The following is a 17,221-nucleotide window of genomic DNA, read 5'->3' on the forward strand; positions in this document are numbered from 1 at the left end:
AAATTCCGGACTCGCTACACGGCCTCCTGAAATTCCCTATTCAGCCGGCTCGACATCGGTGTAGGCGGCTTCCTCAAGTTCGCGCTTCAGCCGCGCCTCCTCGTGGGTCTTCGGCGTGACGAAGCGGCCGAGCAAGAGATAGGCGACGGGGGTCAGGAACAGCGTCGAGACGGTGGCCAGCCCCAGTCCGCCGACGATCACCCAGCCGAGCGCGATACGGGCCTCGGCGCCGGCGCCCGCCGCCAGCACCAGCGGCACGCCGCCGAGCACGGTGCAGATCATGGTCATCATCACCGGGCGCAAGCGAATGGTCGAAGCCTGTTCGATCGCCTCGCGCACGCCCAGTCCGCGATCGCGCAGCTGGTTTGCGAATTCGACGATCAGGATGCCGTTCTTGGCCATGACGCCGACCAGCAGCACCAGGCCTATCTGGCTGTAGGCGTTGAGGCTGGTGCCCGAGAGCAGAAGCGCGAAGATGGCGCAGGCGAGGCCGAGCGGCACTGTCGCCATAATGATGACAGCGCTGACGAAGCTCTCGAATTGCGCGGCAAGCACCAGCAGGATGATGACCAGGGCAAAACCGAAGATGGTGACCATGGCGCTGTTGGTCTCACCCAGCGTCGCCGCCTCGGCCAACGGCACGATGCGGCTGCCCGGCGGCAGAAGCGGCGTTGCGATCTCCTCGGCGCGCGTAAGGGCCGAGCCGAGCGCGAAATCGCCGCCGAGGTTGGACGTGATCGCCACCGACGGCTGCTGCTGCTCGCGCGACAGCGAGGGCGGCACGGCACGCTCGGCCAGCGTGGCGATGGTCGACATCGGCACGAAATGGCCGTCAGCCGTCTTCAGGAAGACGTTCTCCAGGTCGGTCGGATCGTTGATCGGGTTGGTGGTCGAAACCAGCTTCACCCCGTAGCTGCGGTCGGCGATGTAGACATCGACGACGTCGTTGCCGTCGAGCATGGCCTGCATGGTGTCGGCCAGCCCGGTGATGTCGATGCCGAGATCGGAGGCGCGCTCGCGGTCGATGGCGACGGAGAGCTGCGGCTGGGTCGGGTCGATGGAAAGACGGGGTGTCTGGAAACGCGGATCCTTCTGCATCTCGGCGATGATCTTGACGGCCGCGTCGCCGAGCGCCTTGCGGTCGTTGCCGACCAGCGCGAACTGGAGGCCGTTGCCGGCGCCACGGATGCCGAGGCTGTTGGGCTGCACCGGGAAGATGCGCACGCTGGGCACCTGGCGGGTGAGCTGGCTGATCTCGGCCATGATCTCCTGCTGGCTGCGGCTGCGCTCGTCCCAGGGCGCCAGCGTCATCACCATGAAGCCTGAATTATAGGCGCCGTTCTGGCCGGCGCTCTCGAAAGTGCTGACGATTTCGCCGGAATCACGCAGCGGCTGGATCAGCTTTTCGATCTTCTGCATCTGCTGCGTCGTGTAGTCGAGGCTGACGCCTTGCGGGGCGCTGATGCGAAGCAGCACGACCGCGCGATCCTCGGTCGGCGTCAATTCCTGGCGGATGGTGCCGAACAGTGCGAATGCGGTGCCGGCGAACAGCAGCGCCACCAGCACCACGATCCAGGGCGCGTCGAGGCAGACATGCAGGCTGCGCCGGTAGGCCGCGTTCAGCGCGCCGCCGATGCGTGCGCCGACGCCGTTGCCTCCCTCGTGGTGGTGGGCAGCAGTGGACAGCATGCGCGAGGCAAGCATGGGGCAAAGCGTCAGCGCGACCACGCAGGACAACAGCACCGACATGGCGAGCACGAAGCCGAATTCGCGGAACAGGCCGCCGGTCTGGCCCGGCAGGAAGGAGATCGGCACGAAGACGGCAACCAGCGTCAGGGTGGTGGCGATGACGGCGAAGAACACCTCCTGTGCGCCGAGCACTGCGGCGGCACGCGGCCCCATGCCTTGATTGCGCCGCCGCACGATGTTTTCCAAAACGACGATCGCATCATCGACGACAAGCCCCGTCGCCAGCACCAGGGCCAGCAGCGTCAGGATGTTGATCGAGAAACCAGCGAGATAGATCGCCGCAATGGTGCCGATCATGGCGACGGGCATCGACAGGCCCGGAATGAGCGTGGCGCGCCAGTCGAGAAGAAAGGCATAAATGACGACCAGAACGATGGAGACGGAAAGCGCGAGCGCGATCTCCACCTCGTGCACGGCGCCATTGACGAACACCGCGTCGTCGCTGGTGACCTTGATCGACATGCCTTCCGGCAGATTTGCCTGCAATTCCTCGACGGCGGCCTTGACGCCGGTGGAGATATCCAGCGTGTTCGATTCCGCCTGGCGGATGATGCCGATGCCGATGCCGGTCTTGCCGTCCGAACGCAACGTGGTCTGGCCGATGTCGGGGCCGAGCGTGACGGTGGCGACATCGCGGATGCGCGTCGTGCCGCCAATGATGATGTTCTCGAATTCTTCCGGCGTCGTCACATCGGCCGTGGTGCGAACGATCAGGTCTTGATCGGTCGTGGTGATCGAGCCGGCGGGTGAATCGAAGGCGACCGAGGCAAGGGCGGTCCTGAGGTCGGCGACGGTGAAGCCCAGGCTAGCGAGCTTGTTCTGGTCGACGTCGATGCGGAAGATCTTGTCGCGGTCGCCATAGACCTGGACGTCCGCGACGCCTGGAACGGCGGCCAGTTCATCCTCGATCTGGTCCTGGACCACGACGGTCATGTCCTGCACCGACATGGTGTCGGAGGTGACGGCCAGGCGCATCACGGGGTCGGAGTTGGCGTCGGCCTTGACGATGCGCGGCGGATCGGCCGTCTCCGGCATCTGGTTGGCGACGCGGCCGACGGCATCCCGCACATCCGAGGCCCCGACATTGAGGTCGACGCCGTCGTTGAATTCGATGGTGACGCGGCTCGAGCCGAAGGACGAGGTCGACGAGATCGACTTGACGCCGGAGACGCGGGCAACAGCTCCCTCGATCGTGTCGGTCAGTTCGCGATCGACCGTTTCGGCCGCCGCGCCTTCGAAAGTGGTGGAAACCGTGACGACGGCGCGGTCGACATCAGGCAGTTCGCGGATCTCGACGCCATAGAAGGCGGCAAGGCCGGCGACCGCGATGAGGACATTCAGCACCAAGGCCATGACCGGCCTGCGAATGAACAGGGCGGTAAAGCCGGTCTCGCTGGCGGCGTTGACGGCTCCGGTCATGAGCCTTCGGCCGCGTTCGCAGCGCGCTGCTCTCCACGGGCGATGCGGACTTCGCCGCCCTCGCTGACGCTCTGGGTGCCTTCGGTCACCACCATGTCGCCACTGTCCAGCTCCGCGTCGATCAACACGGTTTCGGTGTTGCGCTGGATGATGCGCACCGGCACCCGCTTGGCCTTGCCGTTCTCGACCGCCCAGACGTAAGCGCCGTCCGAGCCCCACAGGATCGCCAGCGGGCTGACGGCGGGATAGGTCTCGCCGGGGAATTTCATGGTGATGGCGAACGACATGCCGGCGCGCAGCGAATCGGCCGGGTTGGCGATCGTCGCCTTGACCAGAAGCGTACGGCTGTTCTCGTCGATGTGGTTGTCGATGGCCGAAACCGTGCCGGTATAGCTGTTGCCGGGGTTGGCGATCGGCGTCGCCGACAATTGCGCGCCGATCTTGACGGCGGCCGCGAAGCGTTCCGGCACCAGGAAATCGACAAGGATCGAGGAACGGTCGTCGAGCGTGGCGATCGCCGACTGGTTGGTCACGTAGTTGCCGGCGGAGATCGGCAGGATGCCGACCGTGCCGGAGATCGGGGCGAGAACAGACCGACGGTGCAGTGCGAGTTCCGCATCCTGTAGAGCCAGCTTGGCACCGGCCAGCACCACTTCGGCATCGGCGACGGCGACCGGTGTCGCCGCATTGGAGGCGCGCAGAGACCTGACCCGGTCGAGCTTGGCCTGGGCGTCCTGAAGCGCGAGCCGGGCACGGTCCTGGGCGATCACTTCGGTTTCGGAATCGAGGGTCGCGATGACCTGTCCCTTGTCGACATGGGTGCCGGACGAAACCAGCAATTCGGCGAGACGGCCGGAGGAGTAGGGATTGACCGTCACCGACGCATTGGCGCGGCCGGTGCCAATGGCCTGGAGCCGATCGTTTATGGTCGCGGAAATAGCGGGCACGACGACGACGTTGACCTGACGGGCTCGCTCGCCGCCAGCGGATTTCGTGCCGACGCCGGTTTTTTCAGCCGGAGACGTTGCCGCGTAGACCCAGTCTATTCCCCAGCGCGCCAGCACGTCCGGCGCGCCCGGAAAAAAGCGCAGCCAGGCGGCAGCCGCCACCACCAGCACCACAAGGGCGAAAAGTATCTGTTTCCAGGCGGCCATCGGCACTCCGGTTGGCAAAACAATCCTTCCGTCCACCGGTTTCCCGAAATAAGCAGACGCAGCGGGGCTATTGTAAGGCAAGAAGCAAGCCCCCGATATCGTGCCTTTATGACAATTCTTCAGTGTCCGCGCACATTAAATATGCGTAACGTTGCCGGTGTCCGTGCCGTTTTGATTTTTTAGTTCACTTCGAGCCGGACTTTCGAGATTACAACGCCGGTTATGCGGCCCCGGCGCCAGTTTCGGACCGAAATCGTTTCAGACTTGTCCCGGGGCTGCATCAACGCAGGCCTTCCATCTCGCGGATGCGCCGGGCGCCGTCGGCCTCGAGTTGCCTTGTGACGGCGCCGATCAGCGTTTCGGCGACGACGAAGAGCGCCGCCGAGGAGTCCCATGCTGAAGGCACGGCGGTTCGCCCGGCGATGACGTGGCGGGCGAAGCGGGCGATCGGCGACAGCCACTGGTCGGTGAACAGCACGATCTGCACGCCACGCTGATGCGCCTTCTCGGCGAAACGGATGAGGCTGTCCTGGTAGCGCCTGATGTCGAAAATGACCAGCACGTCGCGCTTGCCCATGTCGATCAGCCTGTCGCGCCACATGCTTTCCTGGCCGGCGAGGTGAATGACGTCAGGCTGGATGATGGCGAGGTGGGCGGCCATGTAGCGTGCCAGCGGGTCGGTGAAGCGGCCGCCGATCAGGAATGTCTTGCCGCGACGCTCGGCGAGGCGGGACGCGATGTCGGCAAGCTGCTTGTCGGACAGGTGCCGGAACGTCTCGCGCATGTTGTCGAGCGTTGCCTCCAGCATCGGCGACGCCGTGCCGCCGGGCAAGGGCGGATTGAGCGTGCGGGTCGCAGGGGACTGCAATTGCGCCGCCAGTTCGTCCTGCAGGCTCGACTGGAACTCCGGATAGTTCTGGAAGCCGAGCCTGGCGACGAAACGCAGGATCGTCGGCGAAGACACGCCGGCCGCGGACGAGAATTCGGCGACAGTCTTCAGACCGATCATCGGATAGCTCGCTATCAGCGCCTGGGCCGCGCGCCGCTCGCCGGTCGGCATCGTGCCGATGCGGTCGGCGATCAATTCAGCAATACTGGAAATCATCTTTTCCCACCCATGGCCCGGCCGACGGTGTTTTCCCCAAATCGCATTTGACAAAGCCGGACAAACTGTATGAAATCATCCATAGGGACGCAATGAGGCAAAATACGTAACATACGATACAGCGCTCCCCGGGGACCGCAGACTATGGAGAAAGCACGGCCCGCCAGCCTTGCATCGCCTGATGCCGTAAGGGTGACCAACCCGGGCGGATCGAGCCCCTTCGTGCTCACCTGCGACCACGCCTCCAATTTCCTGCCCCCCGAATTCGGCACGCTCGGTCTCACCGCGGAGGACCTGTCGCGCCACATCGCCTGGGACCCGGGCGCACTGCCGGTTGCGCTGCGCATGGCGCAGGCGCTCGATGCGACGCTGGTCGAAACCTGCATTTCGCGTCTCGTCATCGACTGCAACCGGCCGCTTGACGCGCCGGACCTGGTGCCGCCGGTCAGCGAAACCACGGCCATACCGGGCAACACCGGCCTGTCGGAAAAGCAGCGCGCAGCGCGGGTCGCCCTGTCATGGCAGCCGTTCCATAGCGCCATCGAGCATATTGTCGAAGACAGGCTGGCGCGCGGCCAGGAGACGCGGCTGGTATCGGTGCATTCCTTCACGCCGGTCTACAAAGGCCGCGACCGGCCCTGGCATATCGGCATCATTCACGATGACGACCGCCGGCTGGCAGCGCCGCTGATATCGGCGCTGCGGCGGCTTGCCGGCATCACCGTCGGCGTCAACGAGCCCTATTCGCCGGCCGACCGCGTCTATTTTACGCTGGAACGCCATGCGCGCCCGCGCGGGCTGCCCTGCGCGATGATCGAAATCCGCAACGATGAAATCTCCGGCGAGACCGGGCAGCGGAAATGGGCGGATTTGCTCACAGGCATCTTTTCGGATCTGGAGCCCGAGGAGACCAGGGGCGCCAGGGAACACGCAGTGGGAAAGTCAGTTCAATCGGCTAGCTGAGAACGCAAGGGGACTAAAAATGGCAGCACCTGGATATACCGAAGTTGACAAGGCGGAGGACGTCAAGGTCCTCCACAGCATGGGCTACGCCCAGGAACTGGAGCGGCGCCTCAGCCGCTTTTCGAATTTCGCCGTTTCCTTCTCCATCATCTGCATCCTGTCGGGCGGCATCAATTCGCTGGCGCAGGCAACGTCGGGCGCCGGCGGCATCGGCATCGGCATAGGCTGGCTGGTCGGCTGCTTCGTCTCGTTGACGTTCGCCGTCGCCATGTCGCAGATCAGCTCGGCCTATCCGACGGCCGGCGGGCTCTATCATTGGGGCTCGATCCTGGGCAACCGCGGCACCGGCTGGGTCACGGCCTGGCTCAACCTTCTCGGCCTGATCACCGTGCTCGGCGCCATCAATGTCGGCACCTGGACCTTCTTCATCGGCGCCTTCGGACCGGCGCTCGGCATCGAAGGCACGCTGACCAACCAGATGATCTTTCTGGTCATCATCACCGGCGCCCAGGCGCTGATCAACCATCTCGGCATCAAGCTGACGGCCAAGCTCACCGACTTCTCGGGCTACCTCATCTTCTTCGGCTCGATCCTGATCGCGGTGGTCTGCCTGCTCTCCGCCGAAACCTGGGATTTCAGCCGGCTGTTCACCTTCCATAACTACTCCGGCGATGCCGGAGGCGGCGTCTGGCCGTCGGTTTCGAACGCCTGGGTGTTCGCGCTCGGCCTCCTGCTGCCGATCTACACCATCACCGGCTACGACGCCTCGGCGCATACGTCCGAGGAGACCATCAAGGCGGCCAGCTCGGTGCCGCGCGCCATGGTCATGTCGGTGATCTGGTCGGCCGTATTCGGCTATCTGTTCCTGGCCGCCTTCGTGCTGATGATCCCGAATATGGACGATGCCGCCAAGCAAGGCTGGAACGTGTTCTTCTGGGCTTTCGACCAGCGCGTCAGCCCTGGCCTCAAGGAGTTCGTCTATCTCGTCGTGTTCATCGCTCAGCTGCTGTGCGGCCTCGCCACCGTCACCTCAGCCTCGCGCATGATCTTCGCCTTCTCGCGTGACGGCGGCCTGCCGGGTTCGTCGGCACTGGCCAAGGTCAGTCCGACCTACCGCACGCCGGTGGCGGCGATCTGGACGGCATCGATCCTGTCGGTGCTGTTCGTCTGGGGCTCGACACTGGTTTCGGTTGCCGGCACCTCGGCCTACACCATCGTGGTCTCCTGCACCGTCATCTTCCTGTTCCTGTCCTTCACCGTGCCGATCGTGCTCGGCATGCTGGCCTGGGGCACGCCCAAGTGGGACAAGATGGGACCCTGGAACATGGGGCGCGGCGTGTTCATGCTGTTTGCGGTCCTGTCGATCGTGTCGATGATCCTGATCTTCGTCATCGGCATCCAGCCGCCGAACGACTGGGCGCTCTACATCACCGTCGGCTTCTTCATCCTGACCGCGATCGTCTGGTTTGCCTTCGAGCGCAACCGCTTCCAGGGTCCACCGCTCGGCGACATCATCGCGGCGCGCCAGGCGGCGATCAAGGCGGCTGAGCAGGCCGTCGGCGAAACCGGCCACTGAGGCCAGCATCTCACAGCCATGGCCGGCGCATCGCCGGCCATGGCTTCGACCCTTCGAAATCGACAGCCCGAAATGACAAGCACTGGAGCGCCAAAGGAATGGCCGGAAATTTCACGTTCGATCAGTTGAGGAAAGCGGTTTCCGGCGGGGAGATCGACACGGTGCTGGCCTGCATCGTCGATATGCAGGGGCGGCTGGCGGGAAAACGGTTCCTGGCCCAGTACTTCGTCGATTCCGCGCATGACGAGACGCATGGCTGCAACTATCTCCTGGCCGCCGACATCGATATGGAGCCGGTGCCCGGCTACAAGGCGGCAAGCTGGTCGAAGGGCTATGGCGATTTCGTCATGAAGCCCGACCTCGCGACGCTGCGGCGCATTCCGTGGCTGGAAAAGACAGCGCTCGTGATCTGCGACGTGCTCGACCACCACACCCATGACGACCTGCCGCATTCCCCGCGCGCCATCCTGAAGAAGCAGGTCAAGCGGCTGACGGAGCGCGGCTATATCGGCTATTTCGCCTCCGAACTCGAATTCTACCTCTTCAGCGAGACCTACGAGTCGGCGCGCAAGAAGCACTGGCAGGGCCTCGACACCGCCTCGCCCTATATCGGCGATTATCAGATCGGCATCACCACCAAGGAAGAAGGCGTCATGCGACGGCTTCGCAACGAGATGGAAGCTGCAGGCATCCCGATCGAGAATTCGAAGGGCGAGTGGGGGCCGGGTCAGGAAGAGATCAATGTGCGCTATGCCGAGGCCCTCGACATGGCCGATCGCCACGTCATCCTGAAGAACGGCGCCAAGGAGATCGCCGAATCCGAAGGCAAGGCGATTTCCTTCATGGCCAAGTACAATTACGGGCTCGCCGGCAATTCCAGCCACATCCACAATTCGCTCTGGAGCGCCGACGGCAAGACGCCGCTTTTCTTCGACAGACAAGCCGACTGGACGCTGTCGAGCCTCGGCCAGCAGTGGGCGGCGGGCCAACTCAAATACGCCAAGGAGTTCACCTGGTTCCTGGCGCCCTACATCAATTCCTACAAGCGCTTCCAGGCCGGCACCTTCGCGCCGACCAAGATCATGTGGAGCGAGGACAACCGCACTGCCGGCTTCCGGCTGTGCGGCGAGGGCACCAAGGGCATCCGGATGGAATGCCGCATCGGCGGTGCCGACCTGAACCCCTATCTCGCCTTCGCTGCATTGATCGCGTCGGGCCTTGCCGGCATCGACGAGAAGCTGGAACTGCAGAAGCCGTTCGTCGGCGATGCCTACCAGGCCTCGCAGCTGCCGGAAATCCCGAAGACGCTGCGCGATGCGACCGAGACCATGGCGAAATCGGAGATGCTGAAGCAGTCGCTCGGCGAGGATGTGCTCGAACACTATGTCCACACCGCCAAGTGGGAGCAGTTCGAATACGACCGCCGCATTACGGATTGGGAACTGCATCGGGGGTTCGAGCGATACTAGAAAGATAGTAAGTTACTAGCCTTACCTTGATCGGAAACGCGGATTGAACTAGATTTATGCGATGACCGAAGGAACCAAATACCATCCGCTTTTCGAGCATCTTCTGTTCTCGGGCCAAGGCCGTATGTCCATGAGCTTCGCGGAGATCGAGCAAATAATAGGCGGCCGCTTGCCGCCGTCGGCGCGACAGCGGCAGGAATGGTGGGCTAACAGCCCGAACGGGCACAGCCAGGCACGCGCCTGGATGCGCGCAAACTATCGGGCGTCCCATGTCGACCTTGCGAACGAACGCGTGGATTTTAAACTGGAGGGATGGCCCGAGGGCTATCGAAAGCCGGACATGGCTACCATGGACAAGACTCCTCCGGGAATGGCGGAGCCAGCGCAGGCTAGCTACGAACTTCCACGGGAAAATATCGACCATCCGCTTTTCGGCATATGGACGGGCAAGGTTACGCTTTGCCCAGGGCATGATTACACTAGGCCGGCTTTTGAGCCTGATGTGCAGCCGTGACGCATAGGTTGCTGCTCGACACGTGCGCGATCATATGGATAGCGCTGAACGAGCCGATCAGGCCGGAAGCCAAGACTGCGATCAATACCGCCGCGGCTGTTGACGAGAAGATCCGGGTTTCCCCCATTTCGGCCTGGGAATTGGGCCTGCTGAGCGCCAAGGGCCGATTGGCGGCAGCAAAGTCGCCAACAAGCATTTTTGGGGAAGTGATCGCCACGCCAGGCATCAAGGTAGAGGCTCTTTCGCCGGGCTTATTGATTGAATCGTCCTTCTTGCCCGGATCGCTTCACGGCGATCCGGCAGATAGAATATTGATCGCGACGGCACGGGCGTTCGATCTGACGCTCGTGACGCGCGATCAGTCGATACTGGATTATGCGAGAGCGGGGCATGTTCGCGCCCTTGCCTGCTGACGCTTTGCCTTTCGATATGGAGACATCTTCTTGGAAATCGTGAAACTCAAATCCCCTATCGATGGTTCGGTCTATGCCGAGCGTCCGATCGCCACCGACCAGGCGGTCAATGCCGCTGTCGAGCGCGCCAAGGCAGCGCAGGAAAAGTGGGCGCAGACTCCGATCGTCGAGCGCGGCAAGTACATGCTGGCGATGCTCGAGGCGTTGGTCGCCATGACCGACGAAATCGTGCCGGAGATTGCCTGGCAGATGGGGCGTCCGGTGCGCTATGGCGGCGAGTTCGGCGGCGTCAAGGAACGCACCAGCTATATGGTCGAGATCGCCGAGGCGGCGCTGAAATCGGTCCCGGCTTCCAATCCGAAGGACGGGTTCCGCCGCTATGTGAAGAAGGATCCGCTCGGCGTGGTCATGGTGATCGCGCCCTGGAACTACCCTTACCTCACCGCGGTCAACACCATCGTGCCGGCGCTCATGGCCGGCAACACCGTCATCCTCAAACATGCCGCGCAGACGCTGCTGGTCGGCGAGCGTTTCCAGCAGGCTTTCGACACAGCAGGCCTACCCAAGGGCGTGTTCCAGAACATCGTGCTGAACCATGCCCAGGCAGAGAGATTGCTCGGCTCGGGCAAGATCGACCACGTCAATTTCACCGGCTCGGTCGCCGGCGGCCGCGCCATCGAAAAGGCGGCGGCGGGCACCTTCATGACGCTCGGGTTGGAGCTTGGCGGCAAGGATCCGGCCTATGTCTTGCCCGACGCCAAGATGGACCATGCGGTCGCCAATCTGGTCGATGGCGCCTTCTACAATTCCGGCCAGTGCTGCTGCGGCATCGAACGCGTCTATGTGCATGAAAGGGTCTATGACGAGTTCGTCGAAGCCTTCATCGCCGAGACGAAGAACTATGTCGTCGGCAACCCGCTCGAACAGGCGACGACGATGGGGCCGATGGCGCAGGCGCGTTTCGCCGACCTGATCCGTGAGCAGAAGGCCGAGGCGCTGCGCAAGGGCGCCAAGGCGCATATCAACATGAAGGTGGCTCAGGACAAGGCCGGCTCGCCCTATCTGGCGCCGGAGGTGCTGACCGGCGTCGACCACCAGATGAGCGTCATGCGCGAGGAAAGTTTTGGCCCGATCGTCGGCATCATGAAGGTGCGCAACGACGAGGAGGCGATCGCGCTGATGAACGACAGCCCCTACGGCCTGACCGCCTCGATCTGGACGCGCGACACCGAGCATGCGGTGGCGATCGGCGAGCGCGTCGAGACCGGTACCGTATTCATGAACCGCTGCGACTACCTCGACCCGGCCCTGGTTTGGACCGGCGTCAAGGACACCGGCAAGGGGGCCGGCTTGTCAGCCATCGGCTACGACAACCTGACCCGGCCGAAATCCTTCCACCTGCGCGAAGCCATCTGATTTTTTTGAAAGACAAACATGTCCAAGCTGATCTCCAAATGGAACTACCCCACCACCGTCCGCTTCGGCGCCGGGCGCATCAAGGAATTGCCCGAGGTGCTCGCCGCCACCGGCATCAAGCGGCCGCTATTCGTCACCGATCCGGGGCTGGCGAAACTGCCGGTCGTCGCTTCGACGCTGAAAATTCTCGATGACGCAAAAGTGCCCTACGGCGTTTTCTCCGAGGTGAAGCCGAATCCAGTCGATTCCAATCTCACCGCTGGCATCGCGGTGTTCAATAAGGGCAAGCATGACGGCGTCATTGCCTTCGGCGGCGGCTCGGCGCTCGACCTCGGCAAACTGATCGCCTTCCAGGCGGGACAGACGCGGCCGGTCTGGGATTTCGAGGATGTCGGCGACTGGTGGACACGCGCCAACTCGGATGCGATCGCGCCGATCATAGCGGTGCCGACCACGGCCGGCACCGGCTCCGAAGTCGGCCGCGCCGGCGTCATCACCAACGAGGCGACCCACACCAAGAAGGTCATCTTCCATCCGAAGCTGCTGCCGGCGATCGTCATTGCCGATCCGGAGCTGTCGATCGGCATGCCGGGCTTCATCACCGCGGGCACCGGCATGGACGCGCTGGCCCATTGCCTCGAGGCTTATTGCGCGCCTGGCTACCATCCGATGGCAGACGGCATCGCCGTGGAAGGCATCAGGCTTGTCTTCGAGAACCTGCCAAAGGCCTATGCCAACGGCAGGGATCTGGTCGCCCGAGCCAACATGATGAGCGCCGCGGCGATGGGCGCGGCAGCCTTCCAGAAAGGGCTGGGGGCGATCCATTCGCTGTCGCATCCCATCGGGGCGCTCTACGACACCCATCACGGCATGACCAATGCGGTGTTCATGCCCTATGTGCTCGCCTTCAACCGCGCGGCGATCGAGGACCGCATCGGGCGGCTCGCCGCCTATTGCGGCATAAGGGGCGGCTTCGATGGCTTCGCCAAGGCTGTCATAAAGCTTCGCAAGGAATTGAAGGTGCCGCATGCGCTGCCGGGCCTGATCAAGGGGCTCGACATGGACAAGAAGCGCAAGGCCTTGATCGCCGATATGGCGGTGGTCGATCCGACAGCCGGCGGCAACCCGGTCAAGCTGACCAAGAAAGCAGCGCTGACGCTGCTCGAAAATGCAATCGCCGGCACGGTGTGATACCGCTTTCAGGGTAAAATTGATCTGGAAAATCAGGGGCAACCAAGGGGAAAGGGTGAAGTGCGAAGCAAAAAGTAATTAGCCGGAAAATTAAGTGGGGGCTAATTGCTACCGTCGATTAAAAGGAGTTAACTTTCGTGCTGCCAGCGGTGGGGTTTCATAAAGCTTTCATCTGGCTGTCACACGAAAACGATACCGCATCGCAGGCGTCCAACGGCGTCAGTTCAACGGAGAGAACACATGTTCAAATTCACGGGGAAAGTGCTTTCCCTTTCGGCCGCGGCGCTGTTTGCGTCGACGGTGATTTCGTCCGCGGCTCCGCTGGACGATCTCGTCAAGGCCGCGAAGGCGGAAGGCCAGCTCACCACCATCGCGCTGCCGCATGACTGGTGCGGCTACGGCGACGTCATCGCCGGGTTCAAGGCGAAATATCCGGAAATCACCATCAACGAGCTCAATCCCGACGCCGGTTCGGGCGACGAGGTCGAGGCGATCAAGGCCAACAAGGACAATAAGGGCCCGCAGGCGCCCGACGTCATCGACGTCGGCCTGTCCTTCGGCCCGACCGCCAAGGCCGATGGCCTGCTGATGCCCTACAAGGTGTCGACCTGGGACTCGATCCCCGACAGCGCCAAGGATGCCGACGGCGCCTGGTACGGTGATTACTACGGCGTTCTGGCGATGATGGTGAACAAGGATCTGGTCAAGGAATCGCCTACTGACTGGGCCGATCTGCTGAAGCCGGAATTCGCCAATTCGGTGGCTCTGGCGGGTGATCCGCGCGCTTCGAACCAGGCCATCCAGGCGGTCTACGCCGCTGGCCTTTCGAGTGGCGCCGCGGCTGGCGAAGCCGCGGGTACCGCCGGCCTCGACTTCTTCAAGAAGCTCAATGCCGCCGGCAACTTCGTACCGGTCATCGGCAAGCCGGCGACACTCGCCCAGGGCCAGACCCCAATCCTGATCAACTGGGACTACAACGCGCTCGCCGGCCGTGACACGCTGAAGGGCAACCCGCCGGTCGACGTCGTCGTGCCGAAGACCGGCGTCGTCGCCGGCGTCTACGTCCAGGCGATCAGCGCCTATGCGCCGCATCCGAACGCAGCCAAGCTCTGGATGGAATACCTCTATTCCGACGAAGGCCAGATCGGCTGGCTCAAGGGCTATTGCCACCCGATCCGCTTCAACGATCTCGCCAAGAACGGCAAGATCCCGGCGGACGTCCTGGCCAAACTGCCGCCGGCGGAAGCCTATGCTTCGGCGGTGTTCCCGACGCTGGACGAGCAGGGCAAGGCCAAGGAAGCCGTCACCAAGAACTGGGACTCCGTTGTCGGTGCCAACGTCAAGTAACAGTTGAAATCCACCGGGCGGCCTCGCGCCGCCCGGTTTTCCCCTCGAAGAGGGTAGCCGGCGCATGACCGATCTCTCGCTTTCCAATCACGATGCCGCGGGCAAGACCGCGCCGCCGGCGGAGGCACGCGCGTTGCGGTTGCCGACGCAATGGCTCGGCGTCGCCCCGTTCTTCATCTTCGCCATCATGTTCCTGATTTTGCCCACGCTCTATCTGATGCTGGGCGCGTTCCAGAATGATGCCGGCGAATTCACGCTCGAAAACATCGTGGCTCTGGCGCAGCCGTCGATCGTTGCCGCTTACTGGATATCGATCAAGGTAAGCCTGGCCTCGGCGCTGATCGGCGCTTTCGCGGGCCTGGCCATCGCCATCGCCATCGTGCGCGGCGGGCTGCCGGACTGGATACGCTCGGCCACCCTGACCTTTTCCGGCGTTGCCTCCAATTTCGCCGGCGTGCCGCTGGCCTTCGCCTTCCTGGCGACCCTCGGTCGGCTCGGTCTTGCCACGGTGATCCTGAACACCGTGTTCGGCCTCAACATCTATGCCCACGGCTTCAACATCCTGTCCTTCTGGGGCCTGACGCTGACCTATGTCTATTTCCAGATACCGCTGATGGTGGTCATCATCACGCCGGCGATCGACGGTTTGAAGAAGGAATGGGGTGAAGCTGCCGCCACGCTTGGCGCGACCACCGCGCAATATTGGCGGATCGTGGTCATCCCGGTGATCTGGCCGAGCTTTCTCGGCACCGTGATCCTGCTTTTCGCCAACGCCTTCGGGGCGATCGCCACCGCCTATGCGCTGACCGGCTCGTCGCTCAACATCGTGCCGATCCTGCTCTACGCGCAAATCCGCGGCGACGTGCTGCACAATGCCCATCTCGGCTACGCGATCGCCTTCGGCATGATCGTCATCACCGGCCTGGCCAATGTCTTCTACATCTGGTTCCGGACCCGTTCCGAGAGGTGGCTGAAATGAAGTCGGGCAAATTCTGGGCCTGGGTGGTCTTCATCCTCGGCGCGGCCTATTTCTTCATCCCGCTGATCGCGACGGTGGAATTTTCGATGCGCATGCGGCGCGGCGCCTATTCCTTCGACGCCTACCGGATCGTGCTCGGCGACGCGCGTTTCCAGGCGACCTTCCTGTATTCGGTGGTCGCCGCCATCTTCACCATCATTCTGGGTGTGCTGATCGTGGTGCCGGCAGCCTATTGGATCCGATTGCGGCTGCCGCAGCTCAGGCCGATCGTCGAGTTCATCACGCTTTTGCCGTTGGTCATTCCGGCCATCGTCATCGTCTTCGGCTATATCAGGATGTATGGCTCGAATTCACCCTTGCCGTTCCTCGGGTCTGATATGGGAACCAATGCCTTGCTGGTCATCGGCTACGCGACGTTGGCGCTGCCCTATATGTATCGTGCCGTCGATACGGGGCTCAGAACCATCGACGTGCGGACGTTGACGGAAGCAGCCCAGATCCTCGGGGCCGGCTGGGGTACGATCATCACCCGCGTCATCCTTCCCAATGTGCTGATTGCGGTGTTGTCCGGCGCCTTCCTGACATTCGCCATCGTCATCGGTGAGTTCACGATGGCGAGCCTTCTGAACCGGCCGGCTTTCGGCCCGTATTTGCAGAATGTCGGGGCCAACCGCGCCTATGAGCCGGCGGCCCTTGCCATCATCGCCTTCGTCATCACCTGGGGCTGCATGTCGCTGATCCAGATCCTGTCGCGCTTCGCGCCGAAATCGGCTAATCGTCCGAACTGACCCGAAAGAAAAAGCCATGGCCGAGCCATTCCTCTCCATCCAGCATGTGCGAAAATCCTTCGGCGCCACCACCGTTGTCGAGGATTTCAATCTCGACGTCGAACCGGGTGAGTTCGTCTCGTTCCTCGGCCCGTCAGGCTGCGGCAAGACGACGGTGCTGCGCATGGTCGCCGGCTTCGAGGAGCCGTCGGCCGGCAAGATCGTCGTCGGCAGCAAGGACATCACCAGGCTGAAGCCGAACCAGCGCAATGTCGGCATGGTGTTCCAGGCCTATGCGCTGTTCCCGAACCTGACCGTGGCGCAGAACATCGGCTTCGGACTGAAAGTCGCCGGCATGTCCAGGGCGGATATCGACGCCCGTGTCGCCGAAATGCTCGGCATCATCAAGCTGCCGCAGATGGCCGACCGCTATCCTTATCAGCTCTCGGGCGGGCAGCAGCAGCGCATCGCGCTGGCCCGCGCCATCGCACCGAAGCCGAAGCTCTTGCTGCTCGACGAGCCGCTGTCGGCGCTTGATGCCAAGGTGCGCGTCTCGCTGCGCGAGGAAATCCGCTCGATCCAGAAGAAGCTCGGCATCACCACCATCTTCGTCACCCATGACCAGGAAGAGGCGCTGTCGATCTCCGACCGCATCGCGGTGATGTATGGCGGCAAGGCCGAGCAGGTCGGCACGCCCTTCGAGATCTACAACCGGCCGGCAACCAAGTTCGTCGCCAATTTCGTCGGCACGCTGAATGTGCTGGAAGGCACCGTCACCGACGCGGCGTCGGGCAAGGTTCGTGTCAACACCGAGGAAGTCTCGCTCAAAGGCAGGCTCAACGGCTCGAAGTCCGGCGATACGCTGTCATTGGCGCTGCGGCCGGAAGCCATCTCGCTCGGCCGCCAGCCCGGTCGCGATTCAAGCCTGTCCGGCGAGATCTCCGAAGTGCACTTTCTCGGCTCGGTGATCCGGGTCCGGGTCGGCATCGGCGGCAACACCGTCTCGCTCGACACGTTCAACAGTTCGACGACGCCACCGCCGGCCGTCGGTGAGAAGGCGGAGATTTCCTTCTCGTCGGGTGACCTGCTGGTGCTGCACTGACGCGGCCGGAGCGCCCTGCCGATCCGGTCACCGGTCCAGATGCCGGACGATGCACTC

Annotated in this window: 14 protein-coding genes; 11 read left to right on the forward strand and 3 right to left on the reverse strand. The window is 63.1% G+C overall.

The genetic code is table 11. The annotated features are described in order from the left end of the window. Positions 1-36: 36 nt before the first annotated feature. From LB532_RS17955 to LB532_RS17965, 3 genes are all read right to left on the reverse strand, one after another. Positions 37-3,168 carry an efflux RND transporter permease subunit gene (locus tag LB532_RS17955; protein WP_140641691.1) on the reverse strand — a complete coding sequence of 1,044 codons (3,132 nt, stop codon included), beginning with the start codon at positions 3,166-3,168 and terminating at the stop codon, positions 37-39. Beyond that, positions 3,165-4,322 (reverse strand): efflux RND transporter periplasmic adaptor subunit, encoded by a 1,158-nt coding sequence (locus LB532_RS17960; protein WP_140641689.1) that lies wholly within the window; start codon positions 4,320-4,322, stop codon positions 3,165-3,167. The genes LB532_RS17955 and LB532_RS17960 overlap by 4 nt, the downstream gene beginning before the upstream one ends. A gap of 280 nt (positions 4,323-4,602) precedes the next feature. Further along, complete coding sequence (locus LB532_RS17965; protein WP_140641687.1) at positions 4,603-5,427, reverse strand: MurR/RpiR family transcriptional regulator; 825 nt, start codon at positions 5,425-5,427, stop codon at positions 4,603-4,605. Between the two features lie 144 nt (positions 5,428-5,571). On the opposite strand from LB532_RS17965, the gene LB532_RS17970 reads away from it, so the two are divergent. The 11 genes from LB532_RS17970 to LB532_RS18020 all read left to right on the forward strand — a co-directional run bounded on the left by LB532_RS17970 (position 5,572) and on the right by LB532_RS18020 (position 17,164). Next, positions 5,572-6,390, forward strand: a complete 819-nt coding sequence (locus LB532_RS17970; RefSeq protein WP_140641684.1) for an N-formylglutamate amidohydrolase — start codon at positions 5,572-5,574, stop codon at positions 6,388-6,390. Positions 6,391-6,409: 19 nt separating this feature from the next. Then, entirely contained in the window at positions 6,410-7,966 is a 1,557-nt protein-coding gene (locus tag LB532_RS17975) for an amino acid permease (RefSeq protein ID WP_140496309.1), read from the forward strand. A 98-nt stretch (positions 7,967-8,064) separates the two neighbouring features. Further along, entirely contained in the window at positions 8,065-9,435 is a 1,371-nt protein-coding gene (locus tag LB532_RS17980) for a glutamine synthetase family protein (RefSeq protein ID WP_140641683.1), read from the forward strand. Positions 9,436-9,496: 61 nt separating this feature from the next. Next, positions 9,497-9,949, forward strand: a complete 453-nt coding sequence (locus LB532_RS17985; RefSeq protein WP_140641681.1) for a hypothetical protein — start codon at positions 9,497-9,499, stop codon at positions 9,947-9,949. Positions 9,950-9,957: 8 nt separating this feature from the next. After that, positions 9,958-10,362 (forward strand): type II toxin-antitoxin system VapC family toxin, encoded by a 405-nt coding sequence (locus LB532_RS17990; RefSeq protein WP_224518925.1) that lies wholly within the window; start codon positions 9,958-9,960, stop codon positions 10,360-10,362. A gap of 30 nt (positions 10,363-10,392) precedes the next feature. Continuing rightward, positions 10,393-11,778 (forward strand): aldehyde dehydrogenase family protein, encoded by a 1,386-nt coding sequence (locus LB532_RS17995; RefSeq protein ID WP_140641679.1) that lies wholly within the window; start codon positions 10,393-10,395, stop codon positions 11,776-11,778. An 18-nt stretch (positions 11,779-11,796) separates the two neighbouring features. Next, the gene (locus LB532_RS18000) at positions 11,797-12,969 is read left to right on the forward strand and encodes an iron-containing alcohol dehydrogenase (RefSeq protein WP_140641677.1); all 1,173 of its coding nucleotides are present in this window, start codon (positions 11,797-11,799) and stop codon (positions 12,967-12,969) included. Between the two features lie 240 nt (positions 12,970-13,209). Further along, positions 13,210-14,316, forward strand: a complete 1,107-nt coding sequence (locus LB532_RS18005) for an ABC transporter substrate-binding protein (protein WP_140641675.1) — start codon at positions 13,210-13,212, stop codon at positions 14,314-14,316. Positions 14,317-14,380: 64 nt separating this feature from the next. Beyond that, complete coding sequence (locus LB532_RS18010; protein WP_140496302.1) at positions 14,381-15,295, forward strand: ABC transporter permease; 915 nt, start codon at positions 14,381-14,383, stop codon at positions 15,293-15,295. Then, on the forward strand, positions 15,292-16,083 hold the full coding sequence (locus LB532_RS18015; RefSeq protein WP_140496301.1) for an ABC transporter permease: 792 nt from the start codon (positions 15,292-15,294) through the stop codon (positions 16,081-16,083). Before LB532_RS18010 ends, LB532_RS18015 begins: the two co-directional genes overlap by 4 nt. A 16-nt stretch (positions 16,084-16,099) precedes the next feature. Next, a complete protein-coding gene (locus LB532_RS18020; RefSeq protein WP_140496300.1) occupies positions 16,100-17,164 on the forward strand; it encodes an ABC transporter ATP-binding protein in 1,065 nt (354 codons plus the stop codon). Positions 17,165-17,221 lie beyond the last annotated feature (57 nt).

Origin of the sequence: Mesorhizobium sp. ESP-6-2 (assembly GCF_020164675.1) — a bacterium.
GTDB lineage: Bacteria > Pseudomonadota > Alphaproteobacteria > Rhizobiales > Rhizobiaceae > Mesorhizobium.